Source organism: Polycladospora coralii, from assembly GCF_014773435.2.
GTDB lineage: Bacteria > Bacillota > Bacilli > Thermoactinomycetales > Thermoactinomycetaceae > Polycladospora > Polycladospora coralii.
In genome coordinates, this window is record NZ_JACXAG020000002.1 from 730950 (window position 1) to 748157 (window position 17208).

The following is a 17208-nucleotide window of genomic DNA, read 5'->3' on the forward strand; positions in this document are numbered from 1 at the left end:
TATATATGGAAGAGGAGGATTGAGAATGGAAAAGAAACAGCCAAAATATCCGATGCCCGCCCCGCCCCCGCCCCCACCAATGGAAATGCCAAGAATGGAACCGCCTATGATGCCACCTATGCAAATGCCACATATCGAGGTGATGATACCTCCTTATATGCATGTTCAACAAGAAGAGCCCTATTTTACGCACTCTCTCTATGATTGGATTGGGAAGTGCATCAAAGTGTCAGTAGGCGGTTGCGGTGATATTAGTGGATACTTAGTAAATGTTTGTCCAGATCATATTACGGTGAAAGATCACTGCGCTACACACCAGATTCGATTACAGTCCATCTGTGCCATATGCTTTGAAAAATAAAATGTTCTTTTAAATACCCTTCTAAAAAAAGCACCTGCAGTAGGTGCTTTTTTTAGAAGCGGACGAAGAGCTGTGTCCATACGGTGCCGTAGGATCCACCTTTTACATATCCAACTCCAATATGTGTATAATTGGGACTCAAGATATTTTTGCGATGCCCTTCACTGTTCATCCAGCTATTTACCACTGATTGTGCCGTTTGTTGTCCCTGTGCAATGTTTTCGCCTGCTGCGCTATAAGACACTTGAAAATGTTTTAACATATCAAATGGCGAGCCATATGTAGGAGATTGATGAGAAAAATAGTTTTGTTCTTTCATATCTTTTGATTTGGTACGTGCGACACTGGATACTTTTGTACTGATTTGAAGTGGTTTTAATCCCATTTTGGCACGCTCTTGGTTGACTAAAGTGACTACTTCTTTTTCAATAGGTAAAACGCTACTTGCTGTACTTGTTTTTGCTTTCGCTTCAGCTTTGGCCTTTGCTTCCGCCTTCGCTTTCGCCTCAGCTTCCGCTTTTGCCTTTGCTTCTGCCTTCGCTTTCGCCTCAGCTTCCGCTTTTGCCTTTGCTTCTGCTTCCGCTTTCGCCTTTGCTTCTGCTTCCGCTTTTGCCTTTGCTTCTGCTTCCGCCTTTGCTTCTGCTTCTGCTTTCGCCTCAGCTTCTGCTTCCGCTTTCGCTTTCGCCTCAGCTTCCGCCTCAGCATTCGACTCCGTTTCAGCTTCAGTTTGTTGTTCAATTGCTGCAGTATCGTGATCTTTCGATTGGTTAACGGTAGATTGTTCGGTGGAGCATCCAATTAATAGCGTTAAAGCACAAAAGATGAGCATGGTATAAAAACGATATTGCATAAAAGATCCCCTTTATTTTAATTTTAATTGTACAAATTAGTACAACATTTTAAGTATAAATGACTAAGGGTATATATAACAATATGATTTGTACATGTGATATTAATAAAAATGATGAATGAAGTGGCTCTACAAAGCGTGAGGAGGGAATGTATGTTAAAAGTTCCCATGTAAATGTAATCGCATAGGAGTTAGGAGGATTAGTTGAAATCTTATCTCGAACACAATATCGAAATGTGCTTGTACCGAAAGGTGACACGGTTCAATTGCGTAATAAAATTGAAGAAATGCTGAATAACCCCCGACTCACGCGAAAAAGAGGATTTAAAATCAAAAACGTGTGGAGTGCGCATTTCATTATAGCCGCTATTATGCAAAAATACACGATTTATTTCAAACTTTCCTTAATTCATGAACCATCGACTGTATGTGATGGTTCATACTAATATTTTTCTGAATAATACACGGTCTTGTCCTTTACCGTCATAGTTACGGTAAACAGGTAACGCATTTTCATCGGTATCAGCAGGGAGGAGTTGGAATCCCAATCGTGTATGAAAGGCGATTGAAGTTTGGTTGATTGGAGAAGTGATACAGCGCACTTCGGTACATCCAAGTGATTGAACCTTGCTGAAAAAAGTGTGATATAATTGGGCAGCTAAACCTTTTTGGCGATATAGAGGATGTACACCCACAAAATGAATATATGCTTGTGTTGGATCGGTTTGAGAACGAAAACCAATCAAAAAAGCGATAATATGCTCGTTTTTTGTCAAGGCATAAGAAGTATCTTGAAAATGTTCAAAAAATAGACGAGGTAATAAATGAGTCATCTCTCGTCCGCCCCACCATTCATTTAATTGTGTAATTATGGGGGTATAGTCATCACTTTGCAATGATCGAATCATATAGAACCTCCTATAAAGGGTGATAAGATGAAAATACAGCAACTAACCGAAAACCTTACTGTTTTTCAAAGTGAATTATATCAAACGAATAGTACACTGGTCCAGACGAATGATCTGATCTTACTTGTAGATCCTACTTGGTTACCAGACGAAATCAAAACGATTCAAGTTGAAGTAAATCGAATTCAGCAAGGAAAACCATTATATCTACTTTTTACACATTCTGATTTTGATCATATTCTCGGGTATTCCGCATTTCCGGGTGCCAAAACGATTAGTCATCACTTCTTACAACACTGTTCAGAAGAGTATAAGCAAGATAAAAAATATAAAATAGTGGATTTTTACGAAAAGTACTACATAAAATCCCCATTTTCAGCTGAATTTCCACATATTGATTATGCGATTCAGGAGGATAACCAAACGATACAAGTGGGAGAAACAACACTTCGTTTCTTCTTGGCACCAGGACATACTGAAGATGGTCTGTTTTGTTTAATAGACCCCTTAGGCATATGGGTGGCAGGGGACTACTTGTCTGATATCGAAATGCCTTTTATTTTTGATACTTATCAATCTTATGTTCACACGATGGAGAAAGCAGAGCAGCTGTATGTAGATTACCGTATGAATTGGCTCATTCCAGGTCATGGGTCTGTTACGGATGATCAAACTGAGATGAAAAGACGAATTCATATTTCTAAAACTTATCTTGCTTTATTACGTCAAGCAATCATAGATGATAAATGGGATGAACTGAACCAAGAGTTAAAGCGATATCCCTTTCCTAAATTGATGAAAGAGACACAGTCGCATTTCTTGGAAAAAGTAACGACTGAAATACGAACACAAAATGACTCGAAATGAACATCCTCCAGCTATTTGTCAATGGGAAGAATGAATATACTCGGGAAACGCTTCTTTAAATGTTTGAACGACAAGCGGATAGTCCTCTTCTGAAATATCAAAGATTTCATCATCTTTAATTTCAAAAAAAATAGGCGTATCTCCAGATTTGTCTGCATCGTAGTACATCGCCATCAAACGATTTTGATACGAGAAAGTAGCACCTAAGATAGCAGAAAAAACGACACCGTCCATTTCTAAATGTCGAAAAAATATCGGCTCAATCTCTAATAAAACGTAATCGATATAGCTTTCACCTGGATGACGCAAGGTCATGCTTTCATTTTCGGATTCTACGATGTATAGCTCACGTGTTTGTTCTTTTTTCCATAATAAATAGAGATGTTTGACATCATTATGGATAAAAACATACTGATGTGGTGTTTGAAATTGAATCTGCATGATAGGTTCCTCCTCGGTGTTTGGGGGAGAGTGTAGCTCACCACTAAAATAATTGCGCTTCTCGCTTCAACTGGCGTGGCATCCTGCATCCATCCACGAAAGCATATTTTGTGCTCAAAAAGTTAGAAGCGTTCATTCCCTACATAGAAATCATTTTACCGTCAACCCGAAATGATTCAGTTATCCAAGATCACTCGTTTTTAGTGTTTTCTCACTATGGGACTTATTATAACAGAGCAAATTGTTCTAAGCATCCCCAAAAAGCAGAGGTACCGAGTAACGCTTACTTCCATCTATCCCATTAAAATGAGGAGGCATGTAACATAAAGAACGGATCGCTAGCGATCCGTTCTTTATGTTAATCATCATCTTGATCAATCACGTGGATATAACCGATCATGGGCCCTTCATTTTTGACTGAGCTATGATTATCGCAAATTAGTTCGTAGGTTCCTACTTCATTAGGTGTTAGTTCAAAGGTTGTGATTTGACCTTTTTGAACTGAATCACGCACATCTAAACGAGGAATATGAAACTGATGAGACTTACCGTGAAAGCCATGAATGTGTATCCGTACTTTTTCATCTTTATTTAAAATGATGGTACCCGGGTCAAATCGATAAATTTCTTTAACTTGATCACCGTGTCCTTGCTTGTGTTCCAACGTAAAGATGTGGATATCGCGTGCTTGCTCTTTAGCTGTTGAACTAAATGCTTCTTGCTCGATTACCGAGGCACTTTGAAACCAAGGAATGGTAGGAAGCAAAACAGCTACACCAATTAATACAAACAGAAATGCTGAAAATAGGTAAATCCATTGACGAGATGTGGTCATGTCATTCCCTCCGAATTAGGCTATCCACATGGTTCTACTAGACGGTTTGCCCATTTTGCAAAAAAAATATTCAAATAAGGCCTTATAGGTGTAATTGAATTAAAAATGGGGAATAGTAATAGAACAAATGTTTGTATATGGAGTGATGATATGATTCACCGCATGTTACAAAAAGCGATGGAAAGAAAACGGAAAATTCAAATGATTTATATGAATGCGGATCACCAATTTACACAACGATGGGTGTATGTCTTAGCTGTGGATCAGCAATATGTGCGTTGCTACTGCTTGTTGCGGAAAGGAATTCGCTCTTTTCAGTTCGAACAAATTTTAAGCGTAAGCGAGATGGGACACAAGTCGGCGGTGTCGATCAATCCCAATTATAGGAAGAAGGTCAAATGGATCAATCATGTAAAGCAATACCCCTAAATATGGGTAAATATTTGTTAATTACTTTGTACAGACATTTCATGGTTTGTTCCATTTCCAATATTTTATTACTCTCAAAACCATGCTATACTTGGTGAGAATTAGTCTATCCTATAGTTAGGCTGTACGTTTGTTTGGCGTAAGGAGGGGTTTCGATGGCCAAGACTGCTAAAGTAAATCAGCAAGCAACAGAAGTTCAAGAAAACGATTTTTTGGATACAGTAGTAGGGATGCTAGTTGCCTCAGGTGTCTTTTTAGGGATTTTCACTATCGCTACGGTAGTATCTTTTTTCGTTTAAACATGGGTACAAAAGTGACTGGCTTAAATCCATTTAAGCCAGTCACTTTTTGTGTGAGCGCATTCATGGATAATGGTGAAATGCTGGTAAATAATCATTAGTTGAGCTATACTTTCAAATGAGCCAAACTTGTATACGATGAAGAGATAGCCGTGTGCTATTTTTAAGCGACTTACATAGTGCGTAATATGTGGTTTGGGCTGTTTAGGTTGTGAAAAGATTGGAGGATCGGAAATGAACGTACATGAGTATCAAGGAAAACAAGTGTTAAAGAAATATGGTGTCGTCGTACCAGGCGGACATGTAGCATTCTCACCCGATACAGCTGTCCAGGCGGCTGAAAATTTAGGTGGATCTTTATGGGTTGTAAAAGCACAAATTCATGCCGGTGGTAGAGGTAAAGCTGGCGGTGTGAAACTAGCGAAAAGTATCGATGAAGTACGTCAATATGCACAAGAACTGCTTGGTAAAGTATTGGTGACACATCAAACAGGCCCAGAAGGAAAAGAAGTAAAACGCCTCTTAATTGAAGAAGGCTGTCCGATTGAAAAGGAATACTATGTAGGGATAGTAATCGATCGTTCTACTAACCGTGTCGTCATGATGGCGTCTGAAGAGGGCGGTACAGAAATCGAGGAAGTGGCAGAAAAAACGCCTGAAAAAATCTTTAAAGAAGTAGTGGATCCAGCGACAGGATTCCTTCCTTTCCAAGGTCGTCGTCTCGCTTATAACATCAACATTCCTAAAGATAAAGTAAACAAAGCAGTTAAATTTATGATGGGGTTATATCAAGCTTTTGTTGAAAATGATTGCGCATTAGCTGAAATTAACCCACTCATTACGACAACTGATGGTCGTGTGATGGCACTCGATGCTAAATTAAATTTTGATTCTAATGCATTATATCGCCAAAAAGAAATTTTGGAATTACGTGACCTAGATGAAGAAGATGCCAAAGAAATCGAAGCATCCAAATATGATCTCAGTTACATTGCATTAGATGGAAATATTGGTTGTATGGTAAACGGTGCAGGTTTAGCAATGGCAACGATGGATATTATCAAGCATTACTCTGGCGATCCAGCTAACTTCTTAGATGTTGGTGGCGGTGCGACAGCGGAAAAGGTGACCGAAGCCTTTAAAATTATCCTTTCAGATGAGAATGTAAAAGGGATTTTTGTCAATATCTTTGGTGGCATCATGAAGTGCGACATCATCGCACAAGGGGTTGTAGAAGCAGCCAAACAGGTGGGTCTACAAGTACCATTGGTCGTACGACTAGAGGGAACGAATGTAGATAAAGGAAAACAAATTCTGCAAGAATCTGGTATCGATATTGTTACAGCAGACTCTATGGCTGATGGTGCACAAAAAATCGTTGAACTAGTAAAGTAATGGACTAAGGAAAGACGTATGTGAAAGGTGGGTAAAACAGTGAGTATTTTTGTTAATAAAGAGACTAAAGTGATCACACAAGGAATCACAGGCGCAACAGGATTATTTCATACGAAACAAGCAATTGAATATGGAACCCAAGTTGTAGGTGGAGTAACGCCAGGAAAAGGTGGTACGGAAATCGAAGGCGTTCCTGTTTTTGATACAGTTGAGGATGCCGTAAAAGCAACCGGAGCTACTGCGACAGTGATTTATGTGCCGCCAGCGTTTGCTGCAGACGCTATCATGGAAGCAGTAGATGCAGAGTTAGACTTAGCAGTATGTATTACAGAAGGAATTCCTGTGCTCGATATGGTGAAGGTTAGACGTTATCTAGAAGGGAAAAAGACACGTTTAATTGGACCTAACTGCCCAGGTGTTATTACTCCGGATGAGTGTAAGATTGGTATTATGCCAGGATATATTCACTTAAAAGGAAATGTGGGGATTGTTTCGCGTAGTGGAACCCTTACTTATGAAGCGGTTCATCAGCTCTCCACTCGCAATGTAGGCCAATCTACGGCTGTTGGAATTGGTGGCGATCCGGTAAACGGAACCGACTTTATCGATTGTCTCAAAGCTTTTGAAGAAGATCCAGACACCAAAGCTGTCATTATGATTGGTGAAATCGGTGGAACGGCAGAAGAAGAAGCTGCCGAGTGGATTAAAGCCAATATGACAAAGCCTGTCGTTGGATTTATCGGAGGGCAAACAGCGCCTCCAGGAAAGCGAATGGGTCATGCTGGAGCCATCATCTCAGGTGGTAAAGGAACAGCTGCCGAAAAAATTGCGACACTCGAAAAATGTGGTGTAACCGTTGCCAAAACACCAGCTGTGATTGGTGAGACCTTAGTTAAGTTACTCGAAGAAAAAGGTATTTTGGATCAGTTTATTACGAAAAAATAAGGTATCGATTGAGAGGCAAAGCCCATCCTTATGGAGAAGCTTTGCCTTTTTCTATTTCGCGATCCGTTTTCGTGCAGTATCTTGATCCGATGTGACTACAGTATTAAACCCATTGTCGGCATGTTGATGTAGATGCACTCGGATGCATTTTTTGTGACTTGATAAGGTCTCATGAAATATTCCTACTGCATCATGATGATTTACCTTTTGATTAAATGTCTTCCAAGCTGTAGCATGCATACGCCAGTAGTTGGTCTGACGCCAGCTAAATAGTTGCTCGGCATGAAGGAATCCTAATTCTGGATTTGCGTATAACGCTTCCATCATGAGGCGCATTTAGCAAAGGAAAAAAATGATTCATTCGGATACCGATGATAAAAATGACGTAATCTTCATCTGTTTGCGCAGTATATCTTTAATTGTGTGGATTCGTTCAGCCAAGCCTAAAGCTTTGGGAAGAAAGTGCGAGGAAAGTAAAATCGAAAAATGTTGCAAATCAGCACTTTAAAGAATCATCTAAATATTTCTTCTAATAAATAGGAGTGAATTTAATCATCTCAAATAATCAGATTTAGAAGGATTTATATCTTTAACACAGAATATTTTGATGTAGTAAAAAAAGTTTAATGACTTCATATTTGCGATACAGGTTTCAATGACATGTTTATTTTAAGTCATTGAATGAAAAGGGAAGACCGGTGAGAATCCGGCGCGGTCCCGCCACTGTAAATGGGAGCTACCTGCTTGATGCCACTATAGGAATGATTGGGAAGGCGTAGGTAGTGATGAACATGAGTCAGGAGACCTGCCTGTTATCGTTAACGCATCATCCTACGTGGACATAGGAGGAGGTGTTGTGATGCCTATTTTTATACAGACACCCCGATAAAGGGGTTTTTTATATGTGCGCAAGATAGAGAAAAGGAGTGAGTGGATATGCGTTTTACACAACGTATAGGGATCTGGGTTTTATTGATTTCCATATTAGGTGGGTTATTTCCATTACAAGTTATGGGGTCTTCAGTAACAGCTAAACAAACTGAAATGCTTGAAGTGAAACAAACGGCGTTATCTTCCGCAAAATTTAAACGAAAATATCGGATCACACTGCAAAAAGCTTTGAGATGGGTAGAAAATAACTATACCATGTCCGACTGGCAAACGATGGGGATCATTAAAAATAAGGGAGTGGTACCAGAGGGATATCTCGAAAATTTAGAGAACCAAGTTAAAGCGGCTAACGGTGAATTTTCACGTGTAACCGATTATGAACGAATCATCATGGGTATGAGTGCAGCTGGTGGAAATCCTGAAAATGTTGATGGAATCAATCTGATAGAGAAGCTGTACAACAACCCCAATATGACGGCTCAAGGAAGTAGCGGTGTCATTTTCGGATTGATTGCACTTGATTCTAAAAAGTATGTAGTGCCAGCAGATGCATTATGGACGAGAGAAAAGTTAGTAGATTGGTTACTTGAAAATCAAAAAGAAGCGGGTAGCTGGTATGGAAACGTCGATTTAACGGCGATGGCTCTTATTGCATTAGCACCTTACGGTGGTGAAGAAGTAGAGCTAGCGAAGCAAAAAGCATTTGACTGGTTATCTGCTGAACAAATGGAGACAGGTGGATTTGGATACTTTGGCAGTGAGACAAGCGAAAGTGCTGCGCAGGTAATCATCGCTTTATCATCAAATGGGATTGACCCTACATCAGCTGCATTTACGAAGTCGGGCGGAAATGTGGTGGACAATTTAAGCACTTATCAAGAAAGTGATGGTGGCTTTGCACATATTAAAGATAGTGGCTCTAATGTGATGTCTAGTGAACAAGCATTATTAGCTTTTACTGCGTATAAGCATTTTGTAAAAAAACAAGAACGTATCTATGATTTCACTTGTGTGCCGGCTTCTTAAAAAGAATGAGATGTATTTTCATAAAAAACAGACGTCTTCTCTTGGGAGATTCGTCTGTTTTTTATAATAAGAAAATAGTCTTGGATCTCCAATGTAATCATATAAATAAATGAGAAAACCTGATGTGATTGAGGGGAATGCATGATGCATGTATTTACTGTTGAATGAAGGATAATTGAAGTATTGCATAACAAAGTGGTTAATACATTTTGTGTGTAAGGACGGGGGTAAAAGGGGTTATCGTACAAAGACAAATCACATTGAAGCTATGGTAGAAGTGGGAATCGATCCTCTTGACATTACGATCCTTTCAGGGGAGCGTTCGTCTCTTTTAACTCATAATGAATCGATCAAATTTCATATTCATCTATTTTTTATAGGGAATTGAATCGAGAGGTGGTGTCTACAGTTGAAAAAAAAATCTGGGAAGGTTTTTCGACCGGCTTATGTTAAAGATATGAAAGTGATCAGACATGAACAGATGCATCAATTAGAGAATCGTGCTCCTTTATCATTTGATGAGAATCAATCTACGCAAATAAAAAAAGAGGACAAACAGCATCATAGATCCAAACAGAGAAAAAATAATCGGTCCAAGAAAAGCTTACCAACAGAACGACCTAAACAAGATGTGAGTGGTGATCTATTATTATCTTTTTATAACGAAGAAAGAAATATTTTAGAAGAAATAAGAAATGAAGTTCTGCACGAAGAAGGAATGAAGCAAGATCATAATGATTTAGAAGAAAGGTTAAGTGTTTCAGCTGGAGCAAGTGGCGTCACTGACCGAGAAGCAACAATGGAAACGGTACAAGAGCCAGTGGAGTCAGAAGTGAAGGAGTCGGTACAAGAGTCGGTGGAGTCAGAAGTGAAGAAGTCGGTACAAGAGTCGGTGAAGTCAGAAGTGAAGGAAACGTTACGAGAGTCAGCGGAGTCAAAAGTGAAGGAGCCGGTGCAAGAGTCAGTGGAGTCAGAAGTGAAGGAGTCGGTACAAGAGGAAGCGGAGTCAGAAGTAAAGAAGCCGGTACAAGAGTCGGTGGAGTCAGAAGTGAAGGAAACGGTACAAGAGGAAGCGGAGTCAGAAGTGAAGAAGCCGGTACAAGAGCCAGTGGAGTCAGAAGTGAAGGAAACGTTACGAGAGTCAGCGGAGTCAAAAGTGAAGGAGCCGGTACAAGAGCCAGTGGAGTCAGAAGTAAAGGAGCCGGTGCAAGAGTCAGTGGAGTCAGAAGTGAAGAGAGTTGCACAACTATCTTTTCAGAACCAAGAAAGAAATTTTCTAGAAGAATTAAAAAAAGCAACTTTACGTGAAGAAGGAACGAATCAGAACCCAAATCATTTAGAAGAAAGGTTAAATGTTTCAGCTGGAACAAATGGTGTCAAGGGTCGAGAAAAAGTGAAGAAAACGGTGCAAGAGCACGTCAAGTCAGACGTGAGAGAAACTGGAGAACGATCTTTTTATCACCAAGAAAGAAACTTTTTAGAGGAATTAAAAAAAGCAACTTTGCGTGAAGGAGGAACGAATCAAAATCAGAATGTTTTAAAAGAAAAATTCAATGTTTCAATTGAAGCAAGTGGTGTCAAGGATCAAGAAGAAGAAAAAAATGCTGTACAGGAATCAGTCGATACAGAATTAGAAGGAGTTGTGGAAGCGCCAGTTGATACAGAAGCAAAAGAAGTTGAGGAAGCGCCAGTTGATACAGAAGCAGAAGAAGTTGTGGAAGAGCCAGTCGATACAGAAGCAAAGGAAGTTGTGGAAGCGCCAGTTGATACAGAATCAAAAGAAGTTGTGGAAGCACCAGTCGATACAGAATCAAAAGAAGTTGTGGAAGCGCCAGTCGATACAGAAGCAAAGGAAGTTGTGGAAGCGCCAGTTGATACAGAATCAGAAGAAGTTGAGGAAGCACCAGTTGATACAGAAGCAGAAGAAGTTGAGGAAGCGCCAGTTGATACAGAATCAGAAGAAGTTGAGGAAGCACCAGTTGATACAGAATTAGAAGGAGTTGAGGAAGCGCCAGTTGATACAGAATCAAAAGAAGTTGAGGAAGCGCCAGTTGATACAGAATTAGAAGAAGTTGAGGAAGCGCCAGTTGATACAGAATTAGAAGGAGTTGAGGAAGCGCCAGTTGATACAGAATCAGAAGGAGTTGAGGAAGAGCCAGTCGATACAGAATTAGAAGAAGTTGAGGAAGAGCCAGTTGATACAGAATCAGAAGAAGTTGAGGAAGAGCCAGTCGATACAGAATCAGAAGAAGTTGAGGAAGAGCCAGCTGATACAGAATCAGAAGAAGTTGAGGAAGAGCCAGTTGATACAGAATCAGAAGAAGCGTTGTCTGCAGAAAGGGAGCTAGGGTCAACGCAGAAAGAGGTTGAATCTATACAGACGACAGTCATGAAGGACAAACAAGAATCAATAGATCGAAGGAATGAAGGGGATATTGAAATTACACCCCTATATGACAGCAAAGCTAAGACCACTTTTAACAGCATGGTCCCGTTTGCTTCAGGCAACCGCGTAAATTTATTTTTAGGTGGATATGAAGGGAACATGAATACAAATCTAGGAAGCTTGATTAGCTTTGGTGAAAGTTATTCAGGTATCAAAATCGATTCTAATGGACTAGATCTATCAGATGGCCCTGTAAACTATGCCTTTCCTGTACCGTATTCGGGAATGATTACTTCTTTTGCTGTGCATTTTGCGGTACAGGAAATCATTTCTAATTCTGAGGAAGTATCTTACGGCGTATTATATCAATTATATAGCAATACGACTGCGCCGGATATCCTTACACCAACTGATGCGAAGGTGTTTGTTAATGTATCAGAGAATCATTTTGTCGAAAAAGTTGAATCTATGCATGTACCGATTCAAGCTGGTAAGCAATTGTTACTGGTGTTGACAGCATATGTCGAAGATACCCCCATTGACTTTGTCAATATTACGATATTGGGTTATGCAAGTGCAGGCCTCTCCATACAATTCACGTAATCTGTTGGTATTTGAAAAACGTTTTCCTAGTTGAAAACGTTTTTCTACGTTAAATAAAAGGTTTTTACGTCCCTTTCTCAAATAACTGATATAGGTTCAGGTAAACCCAAAATACACGCCGAGGTAATATTAAAATCATAGCTGGGTTGAGGAAGTAAAGGGGATAAAAATATGGATAGCAAATACGGGCTGATCGCCATGCATCAAATAAGTGGGGTCGGCTGGCACACAATTGAAAAATTATATCAGATAGGTTGGGAACCAAGTCGTATGCCATCTGAAAAAATGTTTCATCAGCTGAGCAAGCTAAATGTTTCAGGTCAATTGATCACCAAAATTAAAAAAAGATGGCACGCACAGTTTATTCAAGAAGTAAAAAAAGAACTAGACACACGTAACATAACAGCAATTACATGGCTAGATGAACAATATCCACCATTACTAAAAGAAATCGCAAAACCGCCGTGGATTCTTTATGCTAAAGGTCAATTGCAACTTCTGAATCATCTTCCAACACTTGCAATAGTGGGGACGCGTAAACCAACCATATACGGGGAAAAAGTCACGATGCAGATATGTTCTGAGTTAGCAAAACATGACTGGACCATAATTAGTGGCATGGCTATGGGAATTGACGGAGAAGTGCATCGTCATGTATTAGAAGTGGGTGGTAAGACCATTGCTGTTTTAGCCACCGGTGTGGATGTGGTATACCCTAAAATAAACCGAAAATTATATACACAACTCATCCAGGATGGTCTTGTAATTTCAGAATCTCCCCCTGGGACAACTGCACATGCGGGTCTCTTCCCTCAGCGAAATCGGATTATTAGTGGTCTTAGCCAAGGTACGCTTGTAATTGAAGCGGCTGAAAGATCAGGTTCACTAATTACGGCGGACTTCAGTTTAGAACAGGGAAAAGATGTATTTGCAATCCCAGGCCCCATTACTTCAGATAAAAGCGCGGGAACAAACCAATTGATCCAGCAAGGAGCAAAGTGCGTAACCCAAGTAGATGATATATTAGAAGAATTTTCCTTTGTGTCTGAGCGGATCGTTCATCAACAACAGAAGAAACAAGTAGAACTTGATTCAAATGAACAATTAATCATGGATCTTATGAGCGCGCACCCCATCTCACTGGCAGAAATTACAGAGAAAGTTGGCGCACATATGGATATCCAAAAAATTCACCAAACCCTTATCTTTCTTGAAATGAAAGGTGAAATCATACAGTTACCAGGAATGCAATATATCTTCCGAATGTAAATTTTTAGCCCGATAGGTATGTTTCGGGGTTAGAATGGTGAAAATTGGGCAAAGGTAGGCACTTGTCATAACTGGAAAACGTCAAAATTAAGTTGCTTACTATATTTAAAATCTGGTATGGTTACAAATGTTAGTGTTAACAGGAATATCAAATACAGAGCCTAATTAAATATTAATATAAATCTATTAAAAATATGAGGCGTCGAGCTAGGGACTAAGATTAGAAGTAGGGTATGAGGAGGGATAGTAGATTATGGCAGATGCACTTGTCATTGTAGAATCCCCAGCAAAAGCGAAAACGATTGGAAAATACTTAGGAAAGAAATATATCGTCAAAGCTTCAATGGGACATGTAAGGGATCTACCCAAAAGTCAACTAGGCGTAAATGTAGAGCAGAATTTTGAACCCAAATACATCACCGTCCGTGGTAAAGGGGAAGTGATGAAAGAGCTTAGAAGTGCCAAAAAGAAAGTGAAGCATGTGTATCTAGCAGCTGACCCGGATCGTGAAGGTGAGGCGATTGCATGGCATCTTGCTCATAGTTTAGGGGTATCATTAGATGATAAATGTCGAGTCGTGTTTAATGAAATTACGAAACAAGCTGTGAAAGATGCGTTTAAACAACCACGCCACATCGATATGGATTTGGTTCATGCTCAACAAGCACGGAGGATTTTGGATCGATTAGTCGGGTATGGGATTAGTCCAATTTTATGGAAGAAAGTAAAAAAAGGGCTGAGTGCAGGTCGTGTTCAATCTATTGCTGTTAAAATGATTCGAGATCGAGAGCAAGAGATTCGGTCTTTTGTACCCGAAGAATACTGGACCGTAACAGCTGAGCTGAAATCAGGTAAAGATAGCTTTGATGCCAAGTTTTATGGATATGAAGGTAAAAAGAAGGAATTGAAATCAGAAGATGATGTAGCGGAGCTATTGTCACATATCAAAGGAAAACGTTTTACAGTTGAACAGGTTAAAAAAAGTGAGAAAAAGAGGCATCCAGCCTTACCATTTATCACGAGTACATTACAACAAGAAGCTGCTCGAAAATTAAACTTTCGTGCGCAAAAAACGATGGCTGTTGCACAACAACTTTATGAGGGAGTCGAATTAAAAAAAGGGGATACGGTTGGGCTGATTACATATATGCGTACAGATTCAACGCGTATTTCGGATACGGCTCAGGTCGATACGAAAAATTACATCGCTGAAGTGTATGGAGATGCCTACATTCCCACGGAAACACGAAAACAAAAAAAGAAGGCCGGAGCACAAGATGCACATGAAGCGATTCGTCCTACATCTGTTCTACGGACACCAAATGAAATGAAAGCTTTTTTGTCTCGTGATCAGTTACGCTTATATAAGTTGATTTGGGAACGCTTTGTTGCATCACAAATGGCGTCTGCTATTTTAGATAGTATGTCAGCTGATATCCAAATCGGGAATGCCGTATTTCGTGCAACGGGTTCTAAAATTAAGTTCCACGGTTTTATGAAAGTATACGTAGAAGGAAATGACGATAAGAAACAGGAAAAAGATAAGTTTTTACCAGGGTTAATTGAAGGGCAACAATTGAAGCGAGAAAAGATAGAGCCCAAGCAACATTTTACGCAGCCCCCTCCTCGCTATACGGAGGCAAGGCTGGTAAAAGAACTAGAAGAGAGAGGGATCGGACGCCCTAGTACGTATGCACCAACGCTTAATACGATTCAAAAGAGAGGGTATATTCAGCTTGAAGATAAACGTTTCATTCCATCCGAGCTAGGAGAAATTGTAATTGAGCTCATAGAAGCGTTTTTTCCGGAGATCTTAGATATTGACTTTACGGCCCATATGGAAGAAGATTTAGATCGCATTGAGGAAGGAACAGCTGATTGGATTAAACTACTTGATCAATTTTATGAGCCATTTTCGCAGCGGCTTACCGTAGCTGAAAAAGAAATGGATGAAATTGAAATTAAGGATGAGGAATCGGATGAGAACTGTGAACAATGTGGAAGTATCATGGTTTATAAATTTGGACGCTATGGTAAATTCTTGGCGTGTTCGGCATTCCCTGAATGCCGTAATACGAAGGCTATTGTAAAATCAACAGGTGTAACTTGCCCGGATTGTAAACAAGGAGAGATTGTAGAACGTAAAAGTAAGAAGAAACGGACTTTTTATGGATGTGAACGTTACCCTGAATGTGAGTATGTATCATGGGATAAGCCAAATCCTCGTCCATGTCCAAAATGCCAATCGCTGATGGTAGAGAAAAAAATAAAAAAAGAAACCATGATTACTTGTACGCAATGTGACTATCAAGAGGAGAAGAATTAGACGGAGGATGAACGTTTTATGAAAGAACAAATCACAGTAGTTGGAGCAGGATTAGCAGGAAGTGAAGCTGCATGGCAGATTGCAAAGAGAGGAATAAACGTTCAGTTGATTGAGATGAGACCTGTCAAGATGACACCCGCTCATCGAGGAGATCAGTTTGCTGAATTAGTTTGTAGTAACTCCCTTCGGGCCAATGGCTTAACCAATGCAGTCGGTGTTTTAAAAGAAGAAATGCGTCAATTGGACTCATTAATATTGAAATGTGCAGATCATCATGCGGTTCCTGCTGGTGGAGCTCTCGCAGTCGATCGCGAAGGTTTTTCAGAAATGATTACGGAGACATTAAAGAATCATCCCCTTATTGATGTACAATATAAGGAAGTAACTGAAATTCCGGATGGCCCGACGGTCATGGCGACTGGTCCCCTGACATCAGAATCCTTATCCAATGAATTAAAAGCTTTAACAGGACAAGAATATCTTTATTTTTATGATGCAGCTGCACCCATTGTCGAAAAAGAAAGTATTAATATGGAGAAAGTGTTTATCGCCTCACGTTATGATAAAGGAGAGGCAGCCTATTTAAATTGTCCCATGAATAAGGAAGAGTTTGATCGTTTTTATGAAGCGCTAATATCGGCTGAGATAGCACCGCTCAAAGAATTCGAAAAAGAGATGTATTTCGAGGGGTGTATGCCGATTGAAGTGTTAGCAAAGCGTGGTGAAAAGACCTTATTATTTGGTCCGCTAAAACCTGTAGGATTAACAGATCCACGTACGGGAGAACGTCCTCATGCTGTAGTACAGTTGCGTCAAGATAATAGTGCCGGTACATTATATAATCTGGTCGGGTTTCAAACGCATTTGAAGTGGGGACCGCAAAAAGAAGTTCTACAATTGATTCCGGGATTAGAAAATGCGGAGATCATTCGTTATGGTGTGATGCATCGGAATACCTTTGTCAATTCTCCAGAACTATTGCTTCCAACCTATCAATTTCGTAAACGAGATCATTTATTTTTTGCAGGACAAATGACTGGTGTAGAAGGTTATGTGGAGTCAGCGGCCTCTGGATTAATGGCAGGCATCAATGCTGCACGGTTTGTATTGAAGCAAGACCTTGTTATACCACCCCAATCGACTGCAATTGGGAGTTTAGCTCATTATATTACCACAGCAGATAGCAAAAATTTTCAACCTATGAATGCCAATTTTGGTTTATTTAAGCCATTAGAGAAACGGATTCGTGCTAAAAGAGAGCGGATTGAGCAGTATGCTGAGCGTGCTCTTACTGAGATCCAAGATTTTGTACAGGAATTGTAAGATTAAATCGACATTTGTAAACACAATCTACAGGGCTATCCTGTAGATTGAAAG

16 protein-coding genes and 1 riboswitch are annotated in these 17208 nt (G+C 39.9%); of the genes, 11 read left to right on the plus strand and 5 right to left on the minus strand.

From position 1 onward, the window contains the following. Positions 1-25: 25 nt before the first annotated feature. On the plus strand, positions 26-361 hold the full coding sequence (locus IC619_RS07940) for a DUF2642 domain-containing protein (protein ID WP_191140149.1): 336 nt from the start codon (positions 26-28) through the stop codon (positions 359-361). A gap of 52 nt (positions 362-413) precedes the next feature. Here IC619_RS07940 and IC619_RS07945 read toward each other — a convergent pair whose 3' ends face one another. Further along, positions 414-1211 (minus strand): CAP domain-containing protein, encoded by a 798-nt coding sequence (locus tag IC619_RS07945; protein WP_249669749.1) that lies wholly within the window; start codon positions 1209-1211, stop codon positions 414-416. A gap of 437 nt (positions 1212-1648) precedes the next feature. After that, positions 1649-2119 carry a GNAT family N-acetyltransferase gene (locus IC619_RS07950; RefSeq protein WP_191140150.1) on the minus strand — a complete coding sequence of 157 codons (471 nt, stop codon included), beginning with the start codon at positions 2117-2119 and terminating at the stop codon, positions 1649-1651. 27 nt (positions 2120-2146) lie between these two features. Between IC619_RS07950 and IC619_RS07955 the strand changes: the two genes are divergently transcribed. After that, positions 2147-2986 carry an MBL fold metallo-hydrolase gene (locus IC619_RS07955; protein WP_191140151.1) on the plus strand — a complete coding sequence of 280 codons (840 nt, stop codon included), beginning with the start codon at positions 2147-2149 and terminating at the stop codon, positions 2984-2986. Positions 2987-3004: 18 nt separating this feature from the next. Here the strand turns inward: IC619_RS07955 and IC619_RS07960 are convergent, their stop codons facing one another. Together IC619_RS07960 and IC619_RS07965 are read right to left on the minus strand one after the other, a co-directional pair. Beyond that, on the minus strand, positions 3005-3427 hold the full coding sequence (locus tag IC619_RS07960) for a hypothetical protein (protein ID WP_191140152.1): 423 nt from the start codon (positions 3425-3427) through the stop codon (positions 3005-3007). 358 nt (positions 3428-3785) lie between these two features. Next, entirely contained in the window at positions 3786-4262 is a 477-nt protein-coding gene (locus IC619_RS07965; RefSeq protein WP_191140153.1) for a cupredoxin domain-containing protein, read from the minus strand. 150 nt (positions 4263-4412) lie between these two features. On the opposite strand from IC619_RS07965, the gene IC619_RS07970 reads away from it, so the two are divergent. From IC619_RS07970 to sucD, 4 genes are all read left to right on the plus strand, one after another. Further along, on the plus strand, positions 4413-4691 hold the full coding sequence (locus tag IC619_RS07970; protein WP_191140154.1) for a WYL domain-containing protein: 279 nt from the start codon (positions 4413-4415) through the stop codon (positions 4689-4691). 155 nt (positions 4692-4846) lie between these two features. Continuing rightward, complete coding sequence (locus IC619_RS07975) at positions 4847-4990, plus strand: YqzM family protein (protein WP_191140155.1); 144 nt, start codon at positions 4847-4849, stop codon at positions 4988-4990. 234 nt (positions 4991-5224) lie between these two features. Then, on the plus strand, positions 5225-6385 hold the full coding sequence (sucC, locus tag IC619_RS07980; RefSeq protein WP_191140156.1) for an ADP-forming succinate--CoA ligase subunit beta: 1161 nt from the start codon (positions 5225-5227) through the stop codon (positions 6383-6385). Between the two features lie 39 nt (positions 6386-6424). Beyond that, complete coding sequence (gene sucD / locus IC619_RS07985) at positions 6425-7330, plus strand: succinate--CoA ligase subunit alpha (RefSeq protein WP_191140157.1); 906 nt, start codon at positions 6425-6427, stop codon at positions 7328-7330. Between the two features lie 51 nt (positions 7331-7381). Here the strand turns inward: sucD and IC619_RS07990 are convergent, their stop codons facing one another. After that, positions 7382-7654: a monooxygenase family protein gene (locus IC619_RS07990; protein ID WP_191140158.1), complete on the minus strand. Its 273-nt coding sequence runs from the start codon at positions 7652-7654 to the stop codon at positions 7382-7384. 307 nt (positions 7655-7961) lie between these two features. Further along, positions 7962-8157: riboswitch (cobalamin riboswitch) on the plus strand. Between the two features lie 109 nt (positions 8158-8266). Between IC619_RS07990 and IC619_RS07995 the strand changes: the two genes are divergently transcribed. From IC619_RS07995 to trmFO, 5 genes are all read left to right on the plus strand, one after another. Further along, a complete protein-coding gene (locus IC619_RS07995; protein ID WP_191140159.1) occupies positions 8267-9247 on the plus strand; it encodes a prenyltransferase/squalene oxidase repeat-containing protein in 981 nt (326 codons plus the stop codon). A 409-nt stretch (positions 9248-9656) separates the two neighbouring features. Continuing rightward, a complete protein-coding gene (locus IC619_RS08000) occupies positions 9657-12236 on the plus strand; it encodes a hypothetical protein (protein ID WP_191140160.1) in 2580 nt (859 codons plus the stop codon). Between the two features lie 171 nt (positions 12237-12407). Then, on the plus strand, positions 12408-13505 hold the full coding sequence (dprA, locus tag IC619_RS08005) for a DNA-processing protein DprA (protein ID WP_191140161.1): 1098 nt from the start codon (positions 12408-12410) through the stop codon (positions 13503-13505). Between the two features lie 253 nt (positions 13506-13758). Next, positions 13759-15831 (plus strand): type I DNA topoisomerase, encoded by a 2073-nt coding sequence (gene topA, locus IC619_RS08010; RefSeq protein WP_191140162.1) that lies wholly within the window; start codon positions 13759-13761, stop codon positions 15829-15831. A gap of 18 nt (positions 15832-15849) precedes the next feature. Next, positions 15850-17154, plus strand: coding sequence for an FADH(2)-oxidizing methylenetetrahydrofolate--tRNA-(uracil(54)-C(5))-methyltransferase TrmFO (gene trmFO, locus IC619_RS08015; RefSeq protein ID WP_191140163.1), 1305 nt, complete (start codon positions 15850-15852; stop codon positions 17152-17154). The last annotated feature ends 54 nt before the right edge of the window (positions 17155-17208 follow it).